General features: G+C 64.0%; 21 protein-coding genes. 11 read left to right on the top strand and 10 right to left on the bottom strand.

Annotated elements, in window-relative coordinates; genetic code table 11:
- Positions 1 to 176 precede the first annotated feature (176 nt).
- The 4 genes from rpsD to ACVJ5M_RS18035 all read left to right on the top strand — a co-directional run bounded on the left by rpsD (position 177) and on the right by ACVJ5M_RS18035 (position 2,522).
- Complete coding sequence (gene rpsD, locus ACVJ5M_RS18050; protein ID WP_071912408.1) at positions 177 to 794, top strand: 30S ribosomal protein S4; 618 nt, start codon at positions 177 to 179, stop codon at positions 792 to 794.
- Between the two features lie 114 nt (positions 795 to 908).
- Positions 909 to 1,136, top strand: coding sequence for a hypothetical protein (locus tag ACVJ5M_RS18045; RefSeq protein ID WP_028147480.1), 228 nt, complete (start codon positions 909 to 911; stop codon positions 1,134 to 1,136).
- Entirely contained in the window at positions 1,133 to 1,417 is a 285-nt protein-coding gene (locus ACVJ5M_RS18040; RefSeq protein ID WP_354097468.1) for a type II toxin-antitoxin system RelE/ParE family toxin, read from the top strand. Before ACVJ5M_RS18045 ends, ACVJ5M_RS18040 begins: the two co-directional genes overlap by 4 nt.
- A 37-nt stretch (positions 1,418 to 1,454) precedes the next feature.
- Positions 1,455 to 2,522 carry a threonine aldolase family protein gene (locus ACVJ5M_RS18035; RefSeq protein WP_028147481.1) on the top strand — a complete coding sequence of 356 codons (1,068 nt, stop codon included), beginning with the start codon at positions 1,455 to 1,457 and terminating at the stop codon, positions 2,520 to 2,522.
- A 138-nt stretch (positions 2,523 to 2,660) separates the two neighbouring features.
- Here ACVJ5M_RS18035 and ACVJ5M_RS18030 read toward each other — a convergent pair whose 3' ends face one another.
- From ACVJ5M_RS18030 to grxD, 4 genes are read right to left on the bottom strand one after another with little or no spacing between them, the layout of a single operon-like run.
- On the bottom strand, positions 2,661 to 3,923 hold the full coding sequence (locus tag ACVJ5M_RS18030) for a serine hydrolase domain-containing protein (protein WP_354099754.1): 1,263 nt from the start codon (positions 3,921 to 3,923) through the stop codon (positions 2,661 to 2,663).
- A gap of 1 nt (position 3,924) precedes the next feature.
- Positions 3,925 to 5,211, bottom strand: coding sequence for a serine hydrolase domain-containing protein (locus ACVJ5M_RS18025; protein WP_354097466.1), 1,287 nt, complete (start codon positions 5,209 to 5,211; stop codon positions 3,925 to 3,927).
- 46 nt (positions 5,212 to 5,257) lie between these two features.
- Entirely contained in the window at positions 5,258 to 5,809 is a 552-nt protein-coding gene (locus tag ACVJ5M_RS18020) for an O-acetyl-ADP-ribose deacetylase (RefSeq protein WP_354097465.1), read from the bottom strand.
- A 4-nt stretch (positions 5,810 to 5,813) separates the two neighbouring features.
- The gene (grxD, locus tag ACVJ5M_RS18015; protein WP_354097464.1) at positions 5,814 to 6,140 is read right to left on the bottom strand and encodes a Grx4 family monothiol glutaredoxin; all 327 of its coding nucleotides are present in this window, start codon (positions 6,138 to 6,140) and stop codon (positions 5,814 to 5,816) included.
- Positions 6,141 to 6,390: 250 nt separating this feature from the next.
- On the opposite strand from grxD, the gene egtB reads away from it, so the two are divergent.
- Positions 6,391 to 7,689, top strand: coding sequence for an ergothioneine biosynthesis protein EgtB (gene egtB, locus ACVJ5M_RS18010; protein ID WP_354097463.1), 1,299 nt, complete (start codon positions 6,391 to 6,393; stop codon positions 7,687 to 7,689).
- Between the two features lie 50 nt (positions 7,690 to 7,739).
- Positions 7,740 to 8,711, top strand: a complete 972-nt coding sequence (gene egtD / locus ACVJ5M_RS18005; RefSeq protein WP_354097462.1) for an L-histidine N(alpha)-methyltransferase — start codon at positions 7,740 to 7,742, stop codon at positions 8,709 to 8,711.
- A gap of 212 nt (positions 8,712 to 8,923) precedes the next feature.
- Here egtD and ACVJ5M_RS18000 read toward each other — a convergent pair whose 3' ends face one another.
- On the bottom strand, positions 8,924 to 10,117 hold the full coding sequence (locus ACVJ5M_RS18000; RefSeq protein WP_354097461.1) for a low temperature requirement protein A: 1,194 nt from the start codon (positions 10,115 to 10,117) through the stop codon (positions 8,924 to 8,926).
- Positions 10,118 to 10,143: 26 nt separating this feature from the next.
- Entirely contained in the window at positions 10,144 to 10,380 is a 237-nt protein-coding gene (locus ACVJ5M_RS17995; RefSeq protein ID WP_028147489.1) for a BolA/IbaG family iron-sulfur metabolism protein, read from the bottom strand.
- A 179-nt stretch (positions 10,381 to 10,559) separates the two neighbouring features.
- On the opposite strand from ACVJ5M_RS17995, the gene ACVJ5M_RS17990 reads away from it, so the two are divergent.
- A complete protein-coding gene (locus ACVJ5M_RS17990; protein ID WP_063982368.1) occupies positions 10,560 to 10,919 on the top strand; it encodes a DUF427 domain-containing protein in 360 nt (119 codons plus the stop codon).
- Positions 10,920 to 10,977: 58 nt separating this feature from the next.
- Entirely contained in the window at positions 10,978 to 12,081 is a 1,104-nt protein-coding gene (locus ACVJ5M_RS17985; protein WP_354097460.1) for an alpha/beta fold hydrolase, read from the top strand.
- A gap of 33 nt (positions 12,082 to 12,114) precedes the next feature.
- Here ACVJ5M_RS17985 and ACVJ5M_RS17980 read toward each other — a convergent pair whose 3' ends face one another.
- Entirely contained in the window at positions 12,115 to 12,288 is a 174-nt protein-coding gene (locus ACVJ5M_RS17980; protein WP_135215414.1) for a DUF1328 domain-containing protein, read from the bottom strand.
- Positions 12,289 to 12,471: 183 nt separating this feature from the next.
- Between ACVJ5M_RS17980 and ACVJ5M_RS17975 the strand changes: the two genes are divergently transcribed.
- Entirely contained in the window at positions 12,472 to 13,659 is a 1,188-nt protein-coding gene (locus tag ACVJ5M_RS17975) for an acyltransferase family protein (RefSeq protein WP_354097459.1), read from the top strand.
- Between the two features lie 121 nt (positions 13,660 to 13,780).
- On the opposite strand, the gene purL is transcribed toward ACVJ5M_RS17975, so the two are convergent.
- A complete protein-coding gene (gene purL / locus ACVJ5M_RS17970; RefSeq protein ID WP_354099755.1) occupies positions 13,781 to 15,991 on the bottom strand; it encodes a phosphoribosylformylglycinamidine synthase subunit PurL in 2,211 nt (736 codons plus the stop codon).
- Positions 15,992 to 16,176: 185 nt separating this feature from the next.
- On the opposite strand from purL, the gene ACVJ5M_RS17965 reads away from it, so the two are divergent.
- Together ACVJ5M_RS17965 and ACVJ5M_RS17960 are read left to right on the top strand one after the other, a co-directional pair.
- On the top strand, positions 16,177 to 16,656 hold the full coding sequence (locus ACVJ5M_RS17965; RefSeq protein WP_354099756.1) for a PaaI family thioesterase: 480 nt from the start codon (positions 16,177 to 16,179) through the stop codon (positions 16,654 to 16,656).
- 75 nt (positions 16,657 to 16,731) lie between these two features.
- Positions 16,732 to 17,697, top strand: coding sequence for a DMT family transporter (locus ACVJ5M_RS17960; RefSeq protein ID WP_354097456.1), 966 nt, complete (start codon positions 16,732 to 16,734; stop codon positions 17,695 to 17,697).
- 107 nt (positions 17,698 to 17,804) lie between these two features.
- Here ACVJ5M_RS17960 and ACVJ5M_RS17955 read toward each other — a convergent pair whose 3' ends face one another.
- Together ACVJ5M_RS17955 and ACVJ5M_RS17950 are read right to left on the bottom strand one after the other, a co-directional pair.
- Positions 17,805 to 19,160 carry an NAD(P)H-dependent oxidoreductase gene (locus tag ACVJ5M_RS17955; RefSeq protein ID WP_354097455.1) on the bottom strand — a complete coding sequence of 452 codons (1,356 nt, stop codon included), beginning with the start codon at positions 19,158 to 19,160 and terminating at the stop codon, positions 17,805 to 17,807.
- A gap of 138 nt (positions 19,161 to 19,298) precedes the next feature.
- Entirely contained in the window at positions 19,299 to 20,204 is a 906-nt protein-coding gene (locus ACVJ5M_RS17950) for a LysR substrate-binding domain-containing protein (protein WP_354097454.1), read from the bottom strand.
- Positions 20,205 to 20,336: the final 132 nt, after the last annotated feature.

Here is a 20,336-nt window from a genome sequence, read left to right as displayed (position 1 = left end):
GAACGGCCCAAACTCACCTAAAAGCCGCCTGCTCGCGGGCCGATTTCGGCCCGCGAAGCGTTTCGCGACCCGTGGTCCTCTCCCTTAAGCTTTGGGGATCGGACCTGTCAGTGCCGGGCCCAGCCCGTCACACAGGAGGGCGCGTTTCCTCAAACCATGTACCTGAAGAGGACGCGATGACTAAGCGCAGTGAGGCGAAGTACAAACTCGATCGCCGTATGGGCCAGAACATCTGGGGCCGCCCGAAGAGCCCCGTCAATCGCCGCGAGTACGGCCCCGGCCAGCACGGCCAGCGCCGCAAGGGCAAGCTCTCCGACTTCGGCGTGCAGCTGCGCGCCAAGCAGAAGCTGAAGGGCTACTACGCCAACATTTCCGAGCGTCAGTTCCACGGCATCTATGTCGAGGCGAGCCGCCTCAAGGGTGACACCGGCGAGAACCTGATCGGCCTGCTCGAGCGTCGTCTCGACGCGGTCGTGTACCGCGCCAAGTTCGTCTCCACGATCTTCGCCGCGCGCCAGTTCATCAACCACGGCCACGTCAAGGTGAACGGCCGCAAGGTGAACATCTCGAGCTACCAGCTCAAGATCGGCGACGTGATCGAGGTCAAGGAAGCCTCCAAGCAGCTCGCCCACGTGCTCGAAGCCAGCCAGCTCCCCGAGCGCGACACCCCCGACTATCTCGAAGTCGACCACGGCAAGATGACTGCCAAGTATGTGCGCATCCCCGGCCTCTCCGACGTGCCGTTCCCGGTGCAGATGGAGCCGCATCTGGTCGTCGAATTCTATTCGCGCTAATAGTTCGGCAGAACGACATTCAAAGGCCCCGGTTCACCGGGGCCTTTTTGTTTGAGCTAGCGATTCCCATGTCTCAGGCCATCTGTGCTATGATTGCACATCGCGGAGTTGAGCATGACTCGTCTTCTGGAAGAGGCCTTCAGCAAAGTTTCCGGCCTGCCCGATTCAGAGCAGGACGAACTGGCGCGGACCCTGCTTGAGCTTGCCGGGGTCGATCAGCCACCAATCCAGCTGACGGCGGCGGAAGAGGCAGATCTCGCCGAGGCCGAAGCCGAAATCGCCCGCGGCGAGCTGGCCAGCGCCGACGAAGTCCGCGCGATGTGGGCTAAGCACGGCCTGTGAAGGTCCGCTATACGAAGCGGGCGCTCGCCCAAATCGACCAAATTCTGACCTACATCGAGGCGCACTCGCCCCAAGGCGCAGGCCACGTGCGCGGCCGCATTGTCGCTCTCATAGCATTGCTAGAGACCTACCCCCACGCAGGTCGAACGACTACGCGTGCATACGTCCATCGCTTGCCGGTCAACCCTTATCCCTATCTGATCGATTATCGTGTGACCGAGACAGAAATCGTTATTATGCGGTTTCGTCACGCCGCCCGGCGTCCACCCAGAGCTCGCTGACCGCGAGCGAGTGCCATTCCCCTCAGGGAGCAAGTTGATGCTCTACACCCCTCCCCCGATCGATCCCAAGGCGCCGCCGGTGCGCATCAATCTGCTCTCGGACACGCAGACCAAGCCGACGGCTGCGATGCGCGAGGCGATGGCGCGGGCGGAGGTCGGCGACGAGCAGGTCGGCGACGATCCGACCGTGAACGCACTGTGCGAGCGCGTTGCCGCGCTGATGGGCAAGGAAGCCGCGGTCTACATGCCCTCAGGCACGATGTGCAACGTCACCGCGACGCTGGTGCATTGCCGTCCCGGCGACGAGATCCTCGCCCACGAGAGCGCACATATCATCGCCCGCGAAGGCGGCGCGCATGCCGCGATCGGCGGCTTCCAGGTCACCCAGCTCAAGGGACCCGACGGCCAGTTCACGCCCGAGACCTTTCGCAAGGCACTGCATCCGCGGACGCGCTACCAGCCGCCGCAGACCGTCGTCAGCGTCGAGCAGACCGCCAATATCGGCGGCGGGACGATCTGGAAAAAGGCAGCGCTCGACGAGATCGTCGCGATCGCCAAGCAGCACGGCCTCGTCACCCACATGGACGGTGCGCGCCTGCTCAACGCCACGGTAGCAAGCGGCATCTCCCCGCGCGACATGACCGCGGGTTGGGATTCGGCCTGGATCGATTTCTCCAAGGGCCTGGGCGCGCCGATCGGCGGCGTGCTCGCGGGCACCCGCGCCTTCATCGATGCGGTGTGGCAGTGGAAGCAGCGCCTCGGCGGCTCGATGCGGCAGGCCGGCGTCTGCGCGGCCGCCTGCATCTACGCACTCGATCATCACGTCGATCGCCTGGCCGACGACCACGCCAATGCGCGCGCGCTCGCCCGCGGCCTGTCGCAGATCGCAGGCGTCGAGGTGCAGGAGCCCGAGACCAATCTCGTGTTCTTCAAGCCTGATGGCGCCGGAATTGCCGGCGACAAGATGGTCGCCGCACTGCGCCAGCGCGGCGTGACGCTCGCGATGATGGACGGCCGCATCCGCGCCTGCACCCATCTCGACGTCAATGCGGCCCAGGTCGAGGAAACGATCGGATACGTGCGCGAGATCGTGCGCGGGGCGTAAGTCCGTAGCCCGGATGGAGCGCAGCGAAATCCAGGGTCTTCGCCTCGCGGAAAGATTTTCCCGGATTGCGCGGAGCCTGTCATCGGGCGGCGCTTCGCGCCGACCCGTTGGCTCCATCCGGGCTACGAAGGCGGCTAGCTACCGCCCCATCGCCTGATAGATCAGCGTCTTCAACGCGAGCTGAATCCGGCCACGCTGCGACGGGGTCTGCACCATGAAAATTCCGAACAGATCGTCTTCGGGATCGATGAAGAAGAAGGTGCCGCCGACGCCGTCCCAGCGATATTCGCCAAGCGGCCACGATGTCCCCGATGGCACCGAGGTGCGCACGGCGAAGCCGAGGCCGAAACCGGAGCTTCCGCCCGGATAGTAATTCTGATCGCGCGCAATCTTCGTCTCGGGGCCGATATGATCCGACGCCATCAGCGCGATGGTCTCCGGCTTGAGATAGCGCCGGCCTTCATAGCTGCCGCCGTTGAGCAGCATCTGCGAGAAGCGGGCGTAGTCACCGACCGTACCGACAAGGCCGCCGCCGCCCGACTCCCACCTCAGCGGTTTCCGGGGATCGCGGATCTGTGTCATCGGGCTAATCGCGCGATCCTGCGGCATCGGCTCGGCGATGCGCGGCCACTTGGCAGGATCAGCGACATAGTATGCAGTGTCCGTCATCCCGAGCGGATCGAGCAGCCGCTCCTTCTCGAACCCGAACAGCGATTTCCCCGATATGACCTCGACGATGCGGCCGAGCACGTCCGTGGAGTGGCCATAGTCCCAGTTCGTGCCGGGCTGTTCCGCGAGCGGAAGCGTGGTGATCTTCGCGACGAGTTCGGCGTTGGTCAAAGCCTGGTTGTCGAAGAGGCCGGCGTCGGCATAGAGCTTGTTCACCAAGCCCCTGCCATAATAGCCGTAGGGCAGCCCGGCAGTGTGGCGCATCAAATCCTTGATCGTCACGGGGCGACTGAGCGGCTCCAGCGCCAGCGCAACCTTGCCGTCCTCGGCCTTCGTCTCGACACCGACCTTCATCTTGCCAAAGGCCGGAATGTATTTTGCGACGGGATCGTCGAGCGAGAGCTTGCCCTCCTCGACCAGCATCATCGCCATGACTGTCGTGACCGGCTTCGACATTGAATAGAGCCGGAAGATCGTGTCCGCGCTCATCGAGATCTCGGTGGTGACATCGCGGACGCCGAAATTCTCGTAATAGACCGACTTGCCGTGCTGCTGGAGCAGCAGGATCGCGCCCGGAAAGGTGCCGGCTGCGACCTCGCTCCTGATGTAGTCGGAAACCTTTGCCAGACCTTCTGGCGAGAAAGTGTGGGCGCGCCCCTCGGAGCCCGCCTGCGCACCACCTGCACCGAACAAAAGAACGAGCGCCGCGATCAGCGCGCGGCGCCCGAACATGTCACTTCTCCATCGCTTCATAAACCAACTGCTTCAATGTCCGCTGCACGCGCTGGCGCTCGGTCGGGGTCTGTTCCAGCAGCACGAAGAACATGTCCTGCTTGGGGTCGATGACGAAATAGCAACCGGAGGCGCCGTCCCACTTCAATTCCCCGAGATCGCCGGGCGGCGGTGGCTTGGCGTTGCCGGGATCGGTGCGGACCGCAAGGCCGAGGCCGAAGCCGAACCCGTCGCCGGGGAAATAGAAATAGTCGCGACTGACCCCCGAGGTCGGGCCGACCTGGTCGGTCACCATCAGCTTGAACGTCTCGGGCTTGAGGATGGTCTTGCCGTCGAGGCTGCCGCCATTGAGCAGCATCTGCGCAAAGCGCTCATAGTCCGCCATGGTCGTAACCATGCCGCCGCTGGCGAATTGAATTTTTTTGACAACCGTCGGATCATTGATCCGGCCGACACGAAAATCGGCGTCATTCGGCACCGGCTGCGCCAGAAGCTTCTGCTTCTCGGGCGCGGTGACGAAGAAGCCGGTGTCGACCATGCCGAGCGGATCGAGCAGCTTCTCCCGCTCGATCTCGAGCAGCGGCTTGCCGGTTGCGACCTCCATGACTCGCGCCAGAATGTCGGTGGAATGGCCGTATTGCCACAGCGCGCCCGGCTGGTTGTGCAGCGGCAATTTTGCGATGCGCTCGGCGAACTCAGCGAGATCGAAATCGCCGTCGTAGATCTTGGCGTCGCGATAGGCCTTGCGGACCAGGCTGTCGCCATAGAAGCCATAGGTGACGCCCGAGGTGTGCGTCATCAGATCGCGCACCGTCATCGGCCGGCTCAGAGGCACGAGCTCGAGCGACTTGGTGCCGTCGTCGGCCTTCTTCTCGACGCCGACCTTCACGTTGGCGAAGGACGGAATGTATTTCGAGACGGGATCGTCGAGCTTGATCTTGCCGTCCTCGATCAACTGCACCGCAACGACGGAGGTGATCGCCTTGCTCATCGAGAACAGGCGGAAGATGGTCTGGTCCGTGATCGGCGCCTTGCTCACCACGTCCTGCACGCCGAAGGCTTCGCGGAAGACGGGCTTGCCGTGCTGCTTGATCAGCACTGTCGCGCCGGCGATCTTTCCGGTCGCGACCTCGTTCTTGAAGAACTCGCTGACCTTGGCGAGCTTGTCCTGATTGAAATGCGCGCCGGCCGGAATCTCGTAGGTGCCTTCGGCGCGCGCGAGCGACATCGCACCCAGCGACACCAGTGCGCCGCAAATCAACGCACGCAGTCCGAAATGTGAATTCATATCCCCTCCCCGGAAGGTGGCCGAGCGGAGTGTACTGACCGCGTCATCAGGCACAAGGGCTGCTGTACCGCGCCAGAACGTCCGTGTGGAGCGCGGCGCTTGTCTCCGAGAAACAACAGAATATGACGCGGGTGACCAGCGGCGCAGCCGGCAGGGCTTCAATGATTGTGTGGACCGCAATCTTCGCGGCCTGGTCGGCCGGAAAGCGATATACCCCGGTCGAGATCGCGGAGAAGGCCAGAGAGTTCAGTCTATTGGCCTGGGAGAGCTCAAGCGCACGGCGATAACAGGAACGCAGCGAATCCGCCTCGCCGCGGCTGCCGCCGTGCCAGACGGGGCCGACTGCGTGGATCACATGTCGCGCGGGCAGACGGTAGCCCTTCGTGATCTTGGCATCGCCGGTCGGACATCCCCCGAGCGTCCGGCACTCGGCCAGAAGCTCGGGACCGGCAGCGTCGTGGATTGCGCCATCAACGCCGCCTCCGCCAAGGAGAGACGAATTTGCGGCGTTGACGATGGCGTCAACGCCGAGTGTCGTGATGTCAGCGACGATAACCTCGAGCTCGGCGCCGCCGATGCGGCGCGTCAGCTGGGTCACACGATCAGGCCGCGACGGCGACGCCCTTCTCAGAGAAGAGCTGCTGCAGTTCGCCGGCCTGGAACATCTCACGGATGATGTCGCATCCGCCGACGAACTCGCCCTTCACATAGAGCTGCGGAATGGTCGGCCAGTTCGAATATTCCTTGATGCCGTTACGCAGTTCGGCGGATTCGAGGACGTTGAGGCCCTTATAACCAACGCCGATGTGGTCGAGGATCTGGACGACCTGGCCGGAGAAACCGCACTGCGGAAATTGCGGCGTACCCTTCATAAACAGAACCACGTCGTTCGACTTCACTTCGTTGGCGATGAATTCCGCGATGCTCATATCCGTGTCCTTCTGGGGCGGAGCCCTCAACAATCACTCCGGGCCGGCTCAGCCGATTTAACCCGATACCTGCCTATATATGTAGCCCAAACCGTTGTGCATCCAAAGTAAAATGGCGGCGAACACCCCTTGAACACCCCCTGGGCGGCCGGTCCAGGCACGCCGGCCCCATTGCATGATGCCACGAATATCATCGCCGGGGAGGACTTTCATACCGTAACGGAGCCCCTATCTAGGACGAACCCAGGTTTTGGAACCGGGCAACGCCAACAACGTTCTCTTGTCCTGTCTGGAGAAAAACGTGACGAAATCAGCCTCCGCTACGGCCACCCCGCCGCTTTCGTCACCGTCGGCCGACCCACGCGGCCTCGCCCAGGGGCTGGAAGAGGCATTTCTCGCCGTCCGCAACGAGACCGAGCGCCGGGCCGCGCCGCTGTCGCCCGAAGACCAGCAGATTCAATCCATGCCGGATGCGAGCCCCACGAAATGGCATCGGGCCCATACCACCTGGTTCTGGGAGCAATTCCTGCTCGGCGAGCACTGTCCCGGCTACCGGCCCTTCCACCCTGATTTCGCTTTCCTGTTCAATTCCTATTACGTCAGCGCCGGCCCGCGTCATTCCCGCAATCACCGCGGCGACATCACCCGCCCCAGCGCCGATCAGGTCGGCGCTTATCGAACATATGTCGATGCGGCTGTCGTCAAATTCTTCCGCGAGGTCGGCCCGGACAAGCTTCGCGAGATCGCGCCGCTCGTCGAGGTCGGGCTCAATCACGAGCAGCAGCATCAGGAATTGATGTTCACCGACATCCTGCATGCCTTCGCGCAGAACCCGATCCCGCCGGCCTATGATCCGGACTGGCGCTTCCCGGCTTCGACACGCGCGGGGGAGGATTGGCTGACGCTGAACGAGGGTATCCACACCGTCGGTCATGTCGACGACAGTTTTCATTTCGACAACGAGAAGCCGGCGCATCGCGCCCTCGTCGGTCCAGTCAGGGTCGCACGCAACCTCGTCACCAACGCCGAGTGGCTCGCCTTCATGCGCGACGGTGGCTACCGGACCGCAACGCTGTGGCTGATGGACGGCTTTGCCACCGTCAACAACGAAGGCTGGGACGCCCCCGGCCATTGGCGCGAGATCGACGGCCAGTGGCACACGATGACGCTCGCCGGCCTCAAGCCGGTCGATCCGGACGCGCCGGTCTGCCACGTCAGCTATTACGAGGCCGATGCGTTTGCGCGCTGGGCCGGAAAGCATCTGCCGACCGAGATGGAATGGGAGGCTGCTGCGCGTGCCGGCCAGCTCAACGACGCCTTCGGCATCGTCTGGCAGTGGACGCGTTCTTCATATTCGCCCTACCCCGGCTACCGCGCCATCGAAGGCGCGCTCGGGGAGTACAACGGCAAGTTCATGATCAACCAACTGGTGCTGCGCGGCTCCTCGCTTGCAACTCCCGAGGGCCACAGCCGTATTACCTATCGCAACTTCTTTTATCCGCACCACCGCTGGCAGTTCACCGGACTGCGGCTCGCCGATTACGTCTAGTTTTCATCCGACGATAAATGCGCGCCGGACAGCGCGTTCAGGAGAGTATCATGAATGTGCACGCCAGCGCTTTGGCCGAAGCCCATCTCCCCGACGAGCAGACCACCGCTTTCGCCCGCGAGGCCATCGAGGACCTCTCGCAGCAGCCCAAAAAACTGTCGCCGAAATATTTCTACGACGCGACCGGCTCGGAGCTGTTCGAGGCGATCACGCGCCTGCCGGAATATTACCCGACGCGCACCGAGCTTGCGATCCTGAAGGAGCGCGGCAGCGAGATCGCGAAGATCATTCCGCAGCATGCGGCGCTGGTCGAGTTCGGCGCCGGAGCAACCACGAAAGTCCGCCTGCTGCTCGATCACTGCAAGTTCGCGGCCTATGTGCCCGTCGATATCTCCGGCGACTTCCTGAAGGCGCAGGCCAACGGCCTGAAGCGGGACTTCCCGACGCTCGGCATCTATCCGGTGGCGGCCGACTTCACCACGCCGTTCGAGTTGCCCAAGGCCGTCGGATCGATGCCCAAGGTCGGCTTCTTCCCCGGCTCGACCATCGGAAATTTCGAGCCGCATGAGGCCCAGGCCTTCCTGAAGAGCGCCCGCAAGATCCTGGGCAAGGGCGCGCAGATGATCATCGGCGCCGACCTCGAGAAGGAAGAGCGCGTCCTCCACGACGCCTACAACGATGCCGCCGGCGTCACCGCCCGCTTCAACCTCAATGTGCTCGTGCGCATCAACCGCGAGCTCGGCGGCAATTTCGACCTGTCCGCCTTTACCCATCGCGCGATCTACAACCGCGAGCGGCACCGGATCGAGATGCATCTGATCAGCAAGAAGAGCCAGACCGTGCGCCTGCTCGGCACCAGCTTCTCGTTCCGCCCCGGCGAGAGCATCCACACCGAGAACAGCTACAAGTACAGCCTCGAGCGTTTTGCTGCGCTGGCGCAGGGCGCGGGCTGGCAGGTGCGCGAAAGCTGGACGGACGCGGCGAAGATGTTTTCGGTGCACGCGCTGGAGGCGGCGGAGTAAGTGCTCCGTTGAATCTGAGAGCGGTTTCCTGCGGCACATCCTACGAGACGCCCGCCTTCGGCGGGCTCCTCAGGATGAGGACGGAGCGCGCGGCAACAGTTTCAACGGGTGCCTATGCCGATTAGCCTCATCCTGAGGAGACCGCGCAGCGGTCGTCTCGAAGGACGAGGCGTGCGCTCAGACAGCTCTACGAGGACATGTGCGGCCGGAGCTCAATGCGCCTCTGCCTCCTCCGCCTTCGATCCCAGCGACACCGACTCCCATACCGCGACCACGATCATGATCACGGTCGACGCGACCGACAGCCAGAGCGGTGAGAGATCGGCGGCGAACCACCACAGCACCAGTAGCAGGATGATGCCGATGCCGTGGGAGAGCTGGAGGAAGCCGCGGATCGCGTGCTTGAACAGGATGGTGCCGACCAGGAACACCAGGGGACCACCGACCGTGCTCACGATGGTCCTGATATCGGAATGGCCGGTCGGATGCTTCAACACCAGTTCGTCCGACACTGCGGTCAGGATGATGCCGGCGACGATCGGCATGTGCAGATAGGTATAGGCCATCCGTGCCAGCCGGCCGGATTCGGTGGATTTCGAGAGCCGCTCGGAGCCGGCCTCCGCGCCCTTGTGGAAATAGACCCACCACATCGCGATGGCCCCGGCCAGCGCCGAGACGAAGGCCAGGATGTTGTCCGCGGTCCAGTCCAGTTCGGCAAAGGTGGCGCCGTTGACGACGACGGCTTCACCGAGTGCGATGATGATGAAGCCGGCGCAGCGCTCGGCCATGTGGCCGCCCTCGACGGCCCAGGCCTCCACCGACGAGAAGCCGAGCTTCGGGACCCAGAAGCGCACCGCGGGCGAGACGTATTCGATCGCGAGCGCCGCGATCCAGAACCACAGCCGCGCTTCGTCATGGGCGAGACCGCCGAGGATCCAGAAGATCGCGGAGCCAGAGAGCCAGACCAGAATGCGGATCGCGTTATGCCGGACGGCCGTTCGATGGCGCGGGGTCGCGAACAGCCAGAAGGCGGTGCGTCCGACCTGCATGGTCGCGTAGGCGATCGCGAACCACAGACCCCGCCCCTCGAACGCGGTCGGGATCGTGGTCGACAGCACGAGGCCGCCCAGCATCATCAGGAAGATCAGGATGCGGACCGGGGTCAGCTCGGGATTGAGCCAGTTGGTGACCCAGGCGGTGTAGACCCACACCCACCACACCGCGAGGAACAGCACCGTGACGTGCACCGCGCCGAGCGGGGTGAAATGGTGCAGCAGCGTGTGCGAGACCTGCGTGACGGCGAAGACGAAGACAAGGTCGAAGAACAGCTCGGCATTGGTGACGCGGCTGTGCTGGTTCGGAGCGATGACGCGAAACATCGCGCCGCGAGGATTGTCCGCAGCCATCGTCATCCCCCCGTCGCGCGATCAGATCAGGCCCCCGGGACCCCGGTTTGCAGCGCCAGCGCATGCAGCACGCCGCCCATCTGGCCCTGCAGGGACTGATAGACGATCTGGTGCTGCTGGACGCGGGACTTGCCGCGGAAGGATTCCGAGATCACGGTCGCGGCATAGTGGTCGCCATCGCCGGCGAGGTCACGGATCGTCACCTCGGCATCGGGGATCGCTGCCTTGATCATCGCCTCGATATCGTGGGCGTCCATGGGCATTCGGGTCTTGCTCCTGTCTCGGCTTCGAATCGCTTGCCGGGGTCCCCGGACCGGCAGGGCCAAACTTAGCGTGAACGGCCTTCTACGTCACGCATTCCGGCACTATATCCCTGATCCCATCCGGATAAAGGCACGACAAAGTGCCGCGCGCGCAAGATTGATCGAAAAGGCGTGAAATCATGAAGCTTCCAGGGCCCGACCACCCCATCACCATTACCCAAAATCCCCGGCGCGTCCGCGTCACGGCCGGCGACATCGTGATCGCCGAGACCAGCAAGGCACTGATCTTGAAGGAGGCCAAATATCCGGCGGTGCAATATGTGCCGCGGGAGGACGCCAACATGGCGGTGCTGGAGCGCACCGACCGCGTCACCCATTGCCCCTACAAAGGGGACGCGAGCTATTACAGCGTCAAGGCCGACGGCAAGACGCTCGACAACGCGATCTGGACCTACGAGACGCCCTTCCCCGCGATGACGGAGATTTCCGGCCATCTGGCCTTCTATCCGGACAAGGTGAAGATCGAGGAGCTGGGCTAGGCTCATCGCGCCGGAGGCGATCGCAGGTCGCTTCCTCTCAGTCGACACAAGGCTCAAGATGCCGCGCAAAGCCGCAAGACTGATTGGGGTCTCGTTGCTGGGCGTGGCCGGCATCCTCATTGTGGTGGCCGCCGCCGGACTGGGTTTTCGCGCCTATCGCCAGCATCTTGCTGCCGAAACCCTCGCGATCCGCTCACCAAAGGGCGTGCAGGAGGGAGGGTTCGTCGACATCGGCGGAATCAAGCAATGGATTCAAATCCGCGGCGAGGATCGGGATAACCCGGTCCTCCTGTTCGTCCACGGCGGGCCCGGAGGGTCCAGCTGGCCAATGTCGTCGGGCTGGCGCCCCTGGGAGAAGCACTTCACCATCGTGCAATGGGACCAGCGCGGCACCGGCCGCACATATGGCGCCGCCGGAGACACGCTGGCGCCAACCATGACGTTGGAGCGCATGGCGCAGGATGGCGTCGAGCTGGCCGAGCATCTGCGCACGCATCTGCACAAGGACAGGATCGTCCTGGTCGGGCATTCGTGGGGCTCGTTCCTGGGAATTCACATGGTGAAGCAACGCCCGGATCTGTTCTCGGCCTATGTCGGCACGGGCCAGGTGGTTGGCAGGACGACCTTCGAGAAGGCATTCGAGCTCACGATCGCGCGCCTGCAACGGCTTGCGGCATCCGCCAACAATCGTGAAGCCCTGGCGGAATTGGCGCCGATCGCTTCACAGCCGACCCTCACCCCGGAAAATCGCCTGATTGCGGACAAATGGAGCAACGCGCTGGGTCTGCCGCCCGCCGATGGCTTCCAGCTCGCCGGCCCCATCCCGCCGCTCTTCATGCCGGATGTCTCGCTGCTCGACTTGTACAACTGGCGCAAGGGCGTCGCCTTCTCGGCCAAATATCTGACCGGACGGAACGGGCCGATGTTTCAGAGCGACATGGCCTCGATGGGATTCATATCTTCGATCCCCGTGTTCTTCATTGAGGGCGACGCGGACGGCGTGACGCCGGGCGAACCCGCCGAGCAATATTTCAAGGAGATCACGGCCCCGCATAAGGAATTTGTGTGGGTTCGCGGCGGCGATCATTTCATTCCGTTCGATCGTCCTGATGAGTTCCTGGCTGAGCTGATGGCCCGCGTCATGCCATTCGCAGGCAATTGAGGGCCGGCCCCCGCGATTCGACCGGCAGCCCGGCTACGCCCTGAAGATCGTGAGCCCCAGTACCAGCAGCACCAGGAAGATCACGACGAATATATAGAACAGGAAGCGGGCGACATCGGCCGAGGCGGCCGAGAGGCCGGTGAAGCCGAGCACGCCGGCCACGATCGAGATCAAGAGAAAGATCAGCGCCCATTTCAGGATCGTCATAACCAACTCCGACTAAAATGCCGCATGTTTTGCGGCCCTCAACCTACTCGCGAACGCTAACTTCGCTGCGCGGAACTGGTTCCTGAGGGCACTCCGCGGGCAAGGCGCGGCACAAACTGCGCTTGCTGAATCCGGTTCCCGGCGGCACAGTCCGGCCAGGGCTGGAGCGCAATCGGGGCGACCATGATGACGATGTCACATTCCGCGACGATCGGCGCGGAGGCGCACGCCGCGCCGAAAGCCAAGACGCGCAATCTGTCGCTCGATCGGACCCGCACCTTTCTCACGCTGGTGGTGCTGCTGCACCACGCGGTCATTCCCTACACCTATTTCGGTCACACCGACCCGGCGTCCTGGATCGGCTTCGACGTCGTCGTGCTCTGCACCGACAGCTTCTTCATGGCGATGTTCTTCTTCCTGTCGGGACTGTTCACGTGGTCCGGCATCGCGCGCAAGGAACCACAGGTTTTCCTGCGCGACCGCCTGTTGCGGCTCGGGCTGCCGTTCGTGATCGCGGCCTTCACGGTCATCCCGCTCGCCTATTACGCGATCGCGCTGCGGCACGATCCCGAGCTGACCTTCGCTTCGTTCTGGTGGAAGACAATCACCGTCGGGCCGTGGCCGAGCGGGCCGATCTGGTTCGTGTGGGTGCTGCTGGCGTTCGACCTGACTGCGAGCCTGCTCTACCGGGTCTCAACCCACCTGGTCGATCCGGTCAACCGCGTTTCGGTGCGCGGATTTGAGCAGCCGGCCGTGTTCTGGCGGCTGCTCGCCGTCGTCACTGCCGTCGTCTACGTGCCCGCGCTGGTCCATTTCGGGGCCAACAAATGGTTCGAGTTCGGACCGTTTTCGGTGCAGGCGAGCCGCGTCCTGCTCTACTTCGCCTATTTCTTCATTGGCGTCAGCGTCGGTGCCGCCAACTTCGATCGCGGTATCCTCAGCGCCGAGGGCCAGTTGCCGAAGAACCGATGGATGTGGGTGATCGCCACGCTGGTCCCCTACTGCCTGATGTGGTGCATGATCTACATCAAGCGCGCAATCCTCGGGAATCCCAACGTGCTGCCGGACTGGTATCAGGCGATCTACGGCACGTTCGTCGTGCTGTTCTCGGCCGCGATCCTGCTCGCGATCCTCGCCTTCTTCCTGCACCAGAAGTCGCCGGGGCCGAACCTGCTCGACCGCATGCAGGCGGACGCCTACGGCATGTTCCTGGTGCACTACCCGATCGCGCTGTGGATCCAGTATGTGCTGTTCGACTACTCGTGGCCTGCGATCTTCAAGGCCGCGATCGGCTTCGTGCTCACGGTGTTGCTGAGCTGGGGACTGACGGCAATGTTGCGGAAGATTCCGGGCGCGTCGCACGTTTTGTGAGGCCGAGGTCTCTCCGCCCGTCATTGCGAGCGTAGCGAAGCAATCCAGAGTCTTTCCGCGGAGACAGTCTGGATTGCTTCGTCGCTTTGCTCCTCGCAATGACGGAGCGTGTGGCGGCGCCTTACGCCGCCTTCCCGCTCATATATTCCGGCAGCCAGCGCTCGAACGATTTCCGCAGGCTATCGATCGACACTGGCGCCTCGCCCGCGATCGCGATCGCATCGCCACCGGTGGTGCCGATGCGCACGCAGGGCACCTCGCAGCCGCGCATCTTAGCCAGCACGCGGCCGGCGTTCGCTTCCGGCACGGTGACGAGATAGCGCGCCTGGTCCTCGCCGAACCAATAGGCCTGCGGCACGAGCGCCGCCGGCGCCGCCAGCAGTTTTGCGCCGATGCCGCTCGCCATTGCCATCTCGGCGAGCGCGATCAGGAGGCCACCGTCGGAGAGATCGTGTACCGCGGTCGCAGTGCCCGCATGGATCATGCCGCGCACGCAGTCGCCGTTGCGCTTCTCGGCCGCGAGGTCGACCGGCGGCGGCGCGCCCTCCTCGCGACCGCAGATGTCGCGCAGGTAGACCGACTGGCCGAGCCAGCCGTGGGTTTCGCCAACCAGGAGGATCGCCTCGCCCTCGGCCTTGAAGGCCAGCGAAGCGGACTTGGTGAAATCGTCGAGCAGGCCGACGCCGCCGATTGAAGGTGTCGGCAGGATCGCGCGGCCGTTGGTCTCGTTGTAGAGCGAGACGTTGCCGGACACGACCGGGAAGTCGAGCGTGCGGCAGGCTTCCGAGATGCCCTTCAGGCAGCCGACAAACTGGCCCATGATCTCGGGCCGTTCAGGATTGCCGAAATTGAGATTGTCGGTGATCGCGAGCGGCTTGCCGCCGACCGCGGTGATGTTGCGCCAGGCTTCCGCCACCGCCTGCTTGCCGCCCTCGAACGGGTCAGCTTCGCAATAGCGCGGCGTGACGTCGACGGTCAGCGCCAGACCCTTCGGCCCGTCCTGCACGCGCACCACGGCGGCATCGCCGCCGGGACGCTGCAAGGTGTTGCCGAGGATGACGTGGTCGTATTGCTCCCAGACCCAGCGCTTGCTGCACATGTCGGGCGTGCCGATCAGCTTCTCCAGCGCGGCACCGACGCCCATCGGCGCCGGCACCTCGCGCGCGTGCACCACAGGCAGCGCGGCGGAGGGAACGTGCGGACGGTCGTAGAGCGGCGCCTCGTCACCGAGCTCCTTGATCGGCAGGTCGGCCATGACGTCGCCGCCATGCTTGACGACAAAGCGCTTGCTCGGCGTGGTGTAGCCGACCACGGCGAAGTCGAGGCCCCACTTCTTGAAGATGGCCTCGGCTTCCTTTTCCTTCTCGGGCTTGAGCACCATGAGCATGCGCTCCTGGCTTTCCGAGAGCATCATCTCGTAGGCGCTCATGCCGGTCTCGCGCGTCGGCACCGCGTCGAGATCGAGGTCGACGCCGAGGTCGCCCTTGGCGCCCATCTCGACTGCCGAGCAGGTCAGGCCGGCCGCGCCCATGTCCTGGATGGCGATGACGCAGCCCTTCTCCATGATCTCCAGGCACGCCTCGAGCAGCAGTTTTTCGGCGAAGGGATCGCCGACCTGCACGGTCGGGCGCTTCTCCTCGGACTTGTCGTCGAACTCCGCCGAGGCCATCGAGGCACCGTGAATGCCATCGCGGCCGGTCTTGGAGCCGAGATAGACGATCGGCATGTTCACGCCGGAGGCGGCCGCATAGAAGATCTTGTCGGCGTCGGCGAGGCCCACGGCCATCGCGTTGACGAGGATGTTGCCGTCATAGCGGGTGTGGAAGCGCACCTGGCCGCCGACCGTCGGCACGCCGAAGGAATTGCCATAGCCGCCGACGCCGGCCACGACGCCGGAGACGAGGTGCCGCGTCCTCGCATGCTCGGGCGCGCCGAAGCTCAGCGCATTGAGGCAGGCGATGGGCCGCGCGCCCATGGTGAAGACGTCGCGCAGAATGCCACCGACGCCGGTGGTCGCACCCTGGTAGGGCTCGATGTAGCTCGGGTGGTTGTGGCTCTCCATCTTGAAGACCACGGCCTGGCCGTCGCCGATGTCGATCACGCCGGCATTCTCGCCGGGGCCCTGGATCACCCAGGGCGCCTTGGTCGGCAGGCCGCGCAGATGGATGCGCGAGGATTTGTACGAGCAGTGCTCGTTCCACATCGCCGAGAAGATGCCGAGCTCGGTGAAGGTCGGCTCCCGCCCGATCAGCTTCAGGATGCGCTCGTACTCGTCGGGCTTGAGCCCGTGGGCGGCAACCAGTTCGGGGGTGATCTTGGGTTCGTTCTTCATGGATTCGGGGCTTTCGGCGGCGTTTTGCCGTTCTTAGGAAGATCGGGGGCCTACGAAAAGCCCTTTATGGCCCATTTTCCCGCTGTCCCACGTTTTGCGGGCAGGCGATCGGCGGGAACGGGAATTGCAAGGCGCTGACGGATCGGATTTAAGGACTAAAGACCCGTAATTGAAGGCCCATTTCCTTGCACGAATTGACCAAAGTCCCCTCCACCCGCCGCCCGGACCTGCACGTCGCCACCGATGGCGAGTTCACGGGCTGGCGGACCTGGATTCGCGACAGCTTTGAGAGCCATATCGGCCCGTTCTGGCACAAAATCGAGGACGACGGCAGCGTCCGCTCGGCGTTCCGGGTCGAGAAAAAGCACCTCAACGGCTCCGGGAACGTCCATGGCGGCTGCTTCATGGCCTTCGCCGACTATTGCCTGTTCGCTATCGCCACCCATGAGCTGGATGGCCCGGCCGTGACGACGAATTTCTCCTGTGATTTCCTCGACGCGGCCCGCGAGGGCGAGCTGGTCGAATGCGTCGGCGAAGTGTCCCGCGCCGGCGGCTCGCTGATTTTCCTGCGAGGCAAGCTGACCTCGGCCGGGCGGCCGCTGTTTACCTTCTCCGGCACGATCAAGCGGGTGAAGCGGAAGCCGGCACTCCAGCCAAACGCATAGCTCGACGCCTTCCCTTTTCGCGTTCCCTCGCCCAGACTTGTTGAAAGCGCTTTTGCGCGGGGGAGCAAGAACAAGGTGCCGCAGAGCACATCCGGATCGGGCCACACAACGCCCTCCGCGTCAGCGCCATTGCCATCCATGACAGCCGTCGGCGCCCGCAACTGGCGCGACTATGCGCTGCTTTTCGCGCTCGCCTGCTGCTGGAGCTCGACCTATCCGCTGGCCAAGCTCGCGCTTCCCACGATCCCGCCCATCACCTTCATCTCGGCGCGCTCGCTGATCGCGTTCGCCTTCCTGTTTGCGATCCTGTGGATGCGCGGCCTCAAGCTCCCGACGGATGCGAAGGCCTGGAAGCTGTTCGCAGTCCAGCAGCTGATCAACTCGACCTTTCCGTTCCTGATCATCACCTGGTCGCAGCAATATGTCCCTGCCTCGAACACGGTGGTGCTGGCCTCGACGACGCCGATCTTCGCTTTCCTGATCACCTCGCTGATCACGCGGCATGAGCCGGCCACGCTGCTGAAGCTCGCGGGCGCAATTCTCGGCCTCGCCGGCACGATCGCCATCGTCGGGCTGGACGCGCTGCGCGGCTTCAGTGGCGAGATCGTGGCGGAGGTCGCGATCCTGCTCGCCACCATCTCCTTTGCCTGCGCGACGATCTTTGGCCTCAGGCTCTCCGAATACGATCCGATGGTGGTGGCGACCGGCTCGCTGCTGTTCGGTGGCCTCGTGCTGCTGCCGCCCTCGCTGATCATCGACCAGCCCTGGACGCTGCACCCGACGCCGACGGCGATCGTCGCCACCATCGTCATGGGCATCGTCTCCAGCGCGCTGGGGCTGATGCTGTTCTACGTCTGCCTCGGCCGGCTCGGCACGCTGACCACGAACGCACAAGGCTATCTGCGCATTCCGATCGGCGTCGGATTGTCCGTGCTGCTGCTCGGCGAGAGCGTGCCGTCGAACCTCGCGCTGGGCCTGCTGCTGGTCATGGCCAGCGTCGCCGCGATGACGGTGCCGGCGGAACGGCTGAAGCTGCGCTAGCGCGGTACGGAGACCACGCTCGAGCAATACCCCAAAGCGCGATGACGATTTATCCCGATGTCATCGCGCTTTGGTCGGGCGCGGGCCGAGCCCCGCCGTTGTACCGATCAAGCAGCCAAGTTTGGTTGCCGGAAGGCCGCTTCCATCTCGCGGCGCACCCGCACGGCGAGACTATTGGGATCGTACTCCACGTCCTCCCATTTCAGGCGCTGACCTGGCGCGATATCGGTCTTGAGCTTGACATGGTGGGCAAGGCCGAGCGGCAGGTAGCCATGCTTCAGCGAAGCGTCGGCAGGGGTCTGCTTGCCCCAGACGCAGAAGCCGCCCTCGCCGTCGAGCATCTCCCCGGCCTTCAGCTTGCGCTTGGCGGTCGCGACCACGTCCGAATTGAACACGATCGGCGCGCCGGTCGGCTCCTTGCGCAGTGCCGCGGAAGCCACGGAGATCCCGAGCTCGAGCCCGATCATGTGGATCGGCCGGTACAGCGAGGCATATTTGCCGGTCTTGTCCGGCAGCATGCTGTATTCGCGGAAACATTCCTCGGAATAGGCGCTGTCGGTCTCGAACACGACATAGGTCCCCATTACGAGGCTCTGCGGCACGTCGGTGCCGTCGCGATAGACCGAGGACGTGACCTCGGTGACGCCCGACTTCTCGAGCATGCCGCCGTCGGATTTCGGCTTGCAGATCTCGGCGTGCTCGAACCGCGTCGCCGGCGGGAACGACAGGCCCTCGCTCTGCGCATGCAAGCCCGTCGCGTTGCAGACCGCCGTCATCTCGATGCCCGACTTGGTGCCGTCGACGAAGGAGTTGAACATCTTCGGATTGATCGAGTTGCGATCCTTGATCTTCATGTATTTGTCGAGGATGTCCCAGACCGTATCCGGCGTCGACTGGTGATAGGTCGGATGGTAGCGCGTGCCCTTGCCGGCGGCGACGACCTTGAAGCCGGCCGCGCGGGCCCAGTCGACGTGATCGGCGATCAGCGCCGGCTGGTCGCCCCAGGCGAGTGAATAGACGACGCCGGCCTGCTTCGCCTTGCGCGCCAGGATCGGGCCTGCGACCGCGTCCGCCTCGACATTCACCATCACGATGTGCTTGCCGTTCTCGATCGCCTTCATCGCGAAGCGGATGCCGGCGCCGGGATCTCCGGTCGCCTCGATGATCACCTCGATCGCGGGATGAGTGATCAGCGCGTCCGCATTATCGGTGACGATGGTGCGGCCGTGCTTGAGCGCGTCGTCGATGGAGGTTGCCGCATATTGCTCCTCGGGCCAACAGCCGAGCTTGAGCTGCGAACGGGCGCGGCCCGTGTTCAGGTCGGCGACACCGACGAGATGCATGCCGTCGGTCTGGCGGACCTGCGACAGGAACATCAGGCCGAATTTTCCGGCCCCGATCAGGCCAATGGTAACAGGCCTGCCGGCCGCCTTGCGCTCCAGCAGCATGCGATGGAGATTCATCTGGATTTCCTTAAGCGTTCCTCGGGTGACGGCGTTGTTGCAGCCGTGAAGTCCGGCCGCGCTCGCCTTGCACGGAAACGTTAGGCAGCGGTGAATCCAAGGGCAATTCAGATTATCTGCCGCGACGATGTAGACGCGCTAAACAATCCGCGCGCTTTGGCCCGCGCTCCAGGCGTCGCGTTCCCCGCGCAACCAGTCGAGGAAAGTGCGGGTCTTGCGGTGGCGCAGATGGCCATGCGGGCAGACAATCCACTGCGTGGTCAGCGTGACCTCGGGCGGATTCTTCACCGGGCAAACCAGGCGACCGTCACGCAGTTCGCGCCAGGCCAGCAGCTCGCTCTCCAGCCCGATGCCGAGGCCGTCGACGGCAGCGTCGATCGCCATGTGGCTGCGGTCGAACAGCACGCGCTTCCAGCGTTCGGCAGGCTCGATGCCGGCCTCCGTGAACCAGCGCGGCCATTGCATCTGCGATTTCACCGAATGGATCAGCCGGTGCTCGAGTAAGTCCTCGGCTGCGAGACTGCCCGCCGCAAAGGACGATGGCGCGCACAGCGGAAAGAACCGCTCCTTGCCGAGGCTTTCGACGAACAGGCCGGCCCAGCCGCCCTCGCCGTGGCGGATCTCCAAATCGACATTCTCCTTGCGGAAATCGGTCGGCTCATTGGTGCCGTCGAGCCGCAATTCGATGTCCGGATTGGCGTCGACGAAGCTCGCAAGGCGCGGCAGCAACCATTTGCTCGATACGCTCGGCGCGGCGCGCACCGTCAATGTAGTGGCCGAGCGGATGCCGCGGACATGCTGTGTGACGTCGGTGACGTGCTCGATCTCGCGGCTGATCATCTCGAAATAGCGCTCGCCGGCCTCGGTCAGCGTGATGTTGCGCCCCACCCGCGAGGTCAGCGCCGTGCCGAGATGCAGCTCCAGCGCCTGGATCTGCTGGCTGACGGCCGACGGCGTCACCCGCAATTCGTCCGCCGCACGGGAAATGCTGCCCGCGCGCGCCACCGCGTGGAAGACGATGATGGCGCGGAAGGGTATCTGCATCAGGAAACCTTTTAGGCCAGCTAAAGTGACGGCGAATATAATTCAATTGTCGTGCATGACCAGCGATCTAGGCTTCAACCTCAAGGCAACCCGCGACAGACGGGTGCCGATAGAGGAAACAGGACGGCGCAG

The organism is Bradyrhizobium sp. S3.7.6 (assembly GCF_054061875.1).
Note: the sequence above shows the minus strand (reverse complement) of the source record. Positions and strands in the feature narration are given on the sequence as shown.

What these genes read in the sequence shown, in the direction of transcription:
- rpsD (WP_071912408.1), top strand. Translation starts at nt 177, where the DNA reads ATGACTAAGCGCAGTGAGGCGAAGTACAAACTCGATCGCCGTATGGGC.
- ACVJ5M_RS18045 (WP_028147480.1), top strand. Translation starts at nt 909, where the DNA reads ATGACTCGTCTTCTGGAAGAGGCCTTCAGCAAAGTTTCCGGCCTGCCC.
- ACVJ5M_RS18035 (WP_028147481.1), top strand. Translation starts at nt 1,455, where the DNA reads ATGCTCTACACCCCTCCCCCGATCGATCCCAAGGCGCCGCCGGTGCGC.
- ACVJ5M_RS18030 (WP_354099754.1), bottom strand. Translation starts at nt 3,923, where the DNA reads ATGTTCGGGCGCCGCGCGCTGATCGCGGCGCTCGTTCTTTTGTTCGGT.
- ACVJ5M_RS18025 (WP_354097466.1), bottom strand. Translation starts at nt 5,211, where the DNA reads ATGAATTCACATTTCGGACTGCGTGCGTTGATTTGCGGCGCACTGGTG.
- grxD (WP_354097464.1), bottom strand. Translation starts at nt 6,140, where the DNA reads ATGAGCATCGCGGAATTCATCGCCAACGAAGTGAAGTCGAACGACGTG.
- egtD (WP_354097462.1), top strand. Translation starts at nt 7,740, where the DNA reads ATGAATGTGCACGCCAGCGCTTTGGCCGAAGCCCATCTCCCCGACGAG.
- ACVJ5M_RS18000 (WP_354097461.1), bottom strand. Translation starts at nt 10,117, where the DNA reads ATGGCTGCGGACAATCCTCGCGGCGCGATGTTTCGCGTCATCGCTCCG.
- ACVJ5M_RS17995 (WP_028147489.1), bottom strand. Translation starts at nt 10,380, where the DNA reads ATGCCCATGGACGCCCACGATATCGAGGCGATGATCAAGGCAGCGATC.
- ACVJ5M_RS17990 (WP_063982368.1), top strand. Translation starts at nt 10,560, where the DNA reads ATGAAGCTTCCAGGGCCCGACCACCCCATCACCATTACCCAAAATCCC.
- ACVJ5M_RS17985 (WP_354097460.1), top strand. Translation starts at nt 10,978, where the DNA reads ATGCCGCGCAAAGCCGCAAGACTGATTGGGGTCTCGTTGCTGGGCGTG.
- ACVJ5M_RS17980 (WP_135215414.1), bottom strand. Translation starts at nt 12,288, where the DNA reads ATGACGATCCTGAAATGGGCGCTGATCTTTCTCTTGATCTCGATCGTG.
- ACVJ5M_RS17975 (WP_354097459.1), top strand. Translation starts at nt 12,472, where the DNA reads ATGATGACGATGTCACATTCCGCGACGATCGGCGCGGAGGCGCACGCC.
- purL (WP_354099755.1), bottom strand. Translation starts at nt 15,991, where the DNA reads ATGAAGAACGAACCCAAGATCACCCCCGAACTGGTTGCCGCCCACGGG.
- ACVJ5M_RS17955 (WP_354097455.1), bottom strand. Translation starts at nt 19,160, where the DNA reads ATGAATCTCCATCGCATGCTGCTGGAGCGCAAGGCGGCCGGCAGGCCT.
- ACVJ5M_RS17950 (WP_354097454.1), bottom strand. Translation starts at nt 20,204, where the DNA reads ATGCAGATACCCTTCCGCGCCATCATCGTCTTCCACGCGGTGGCGCGC.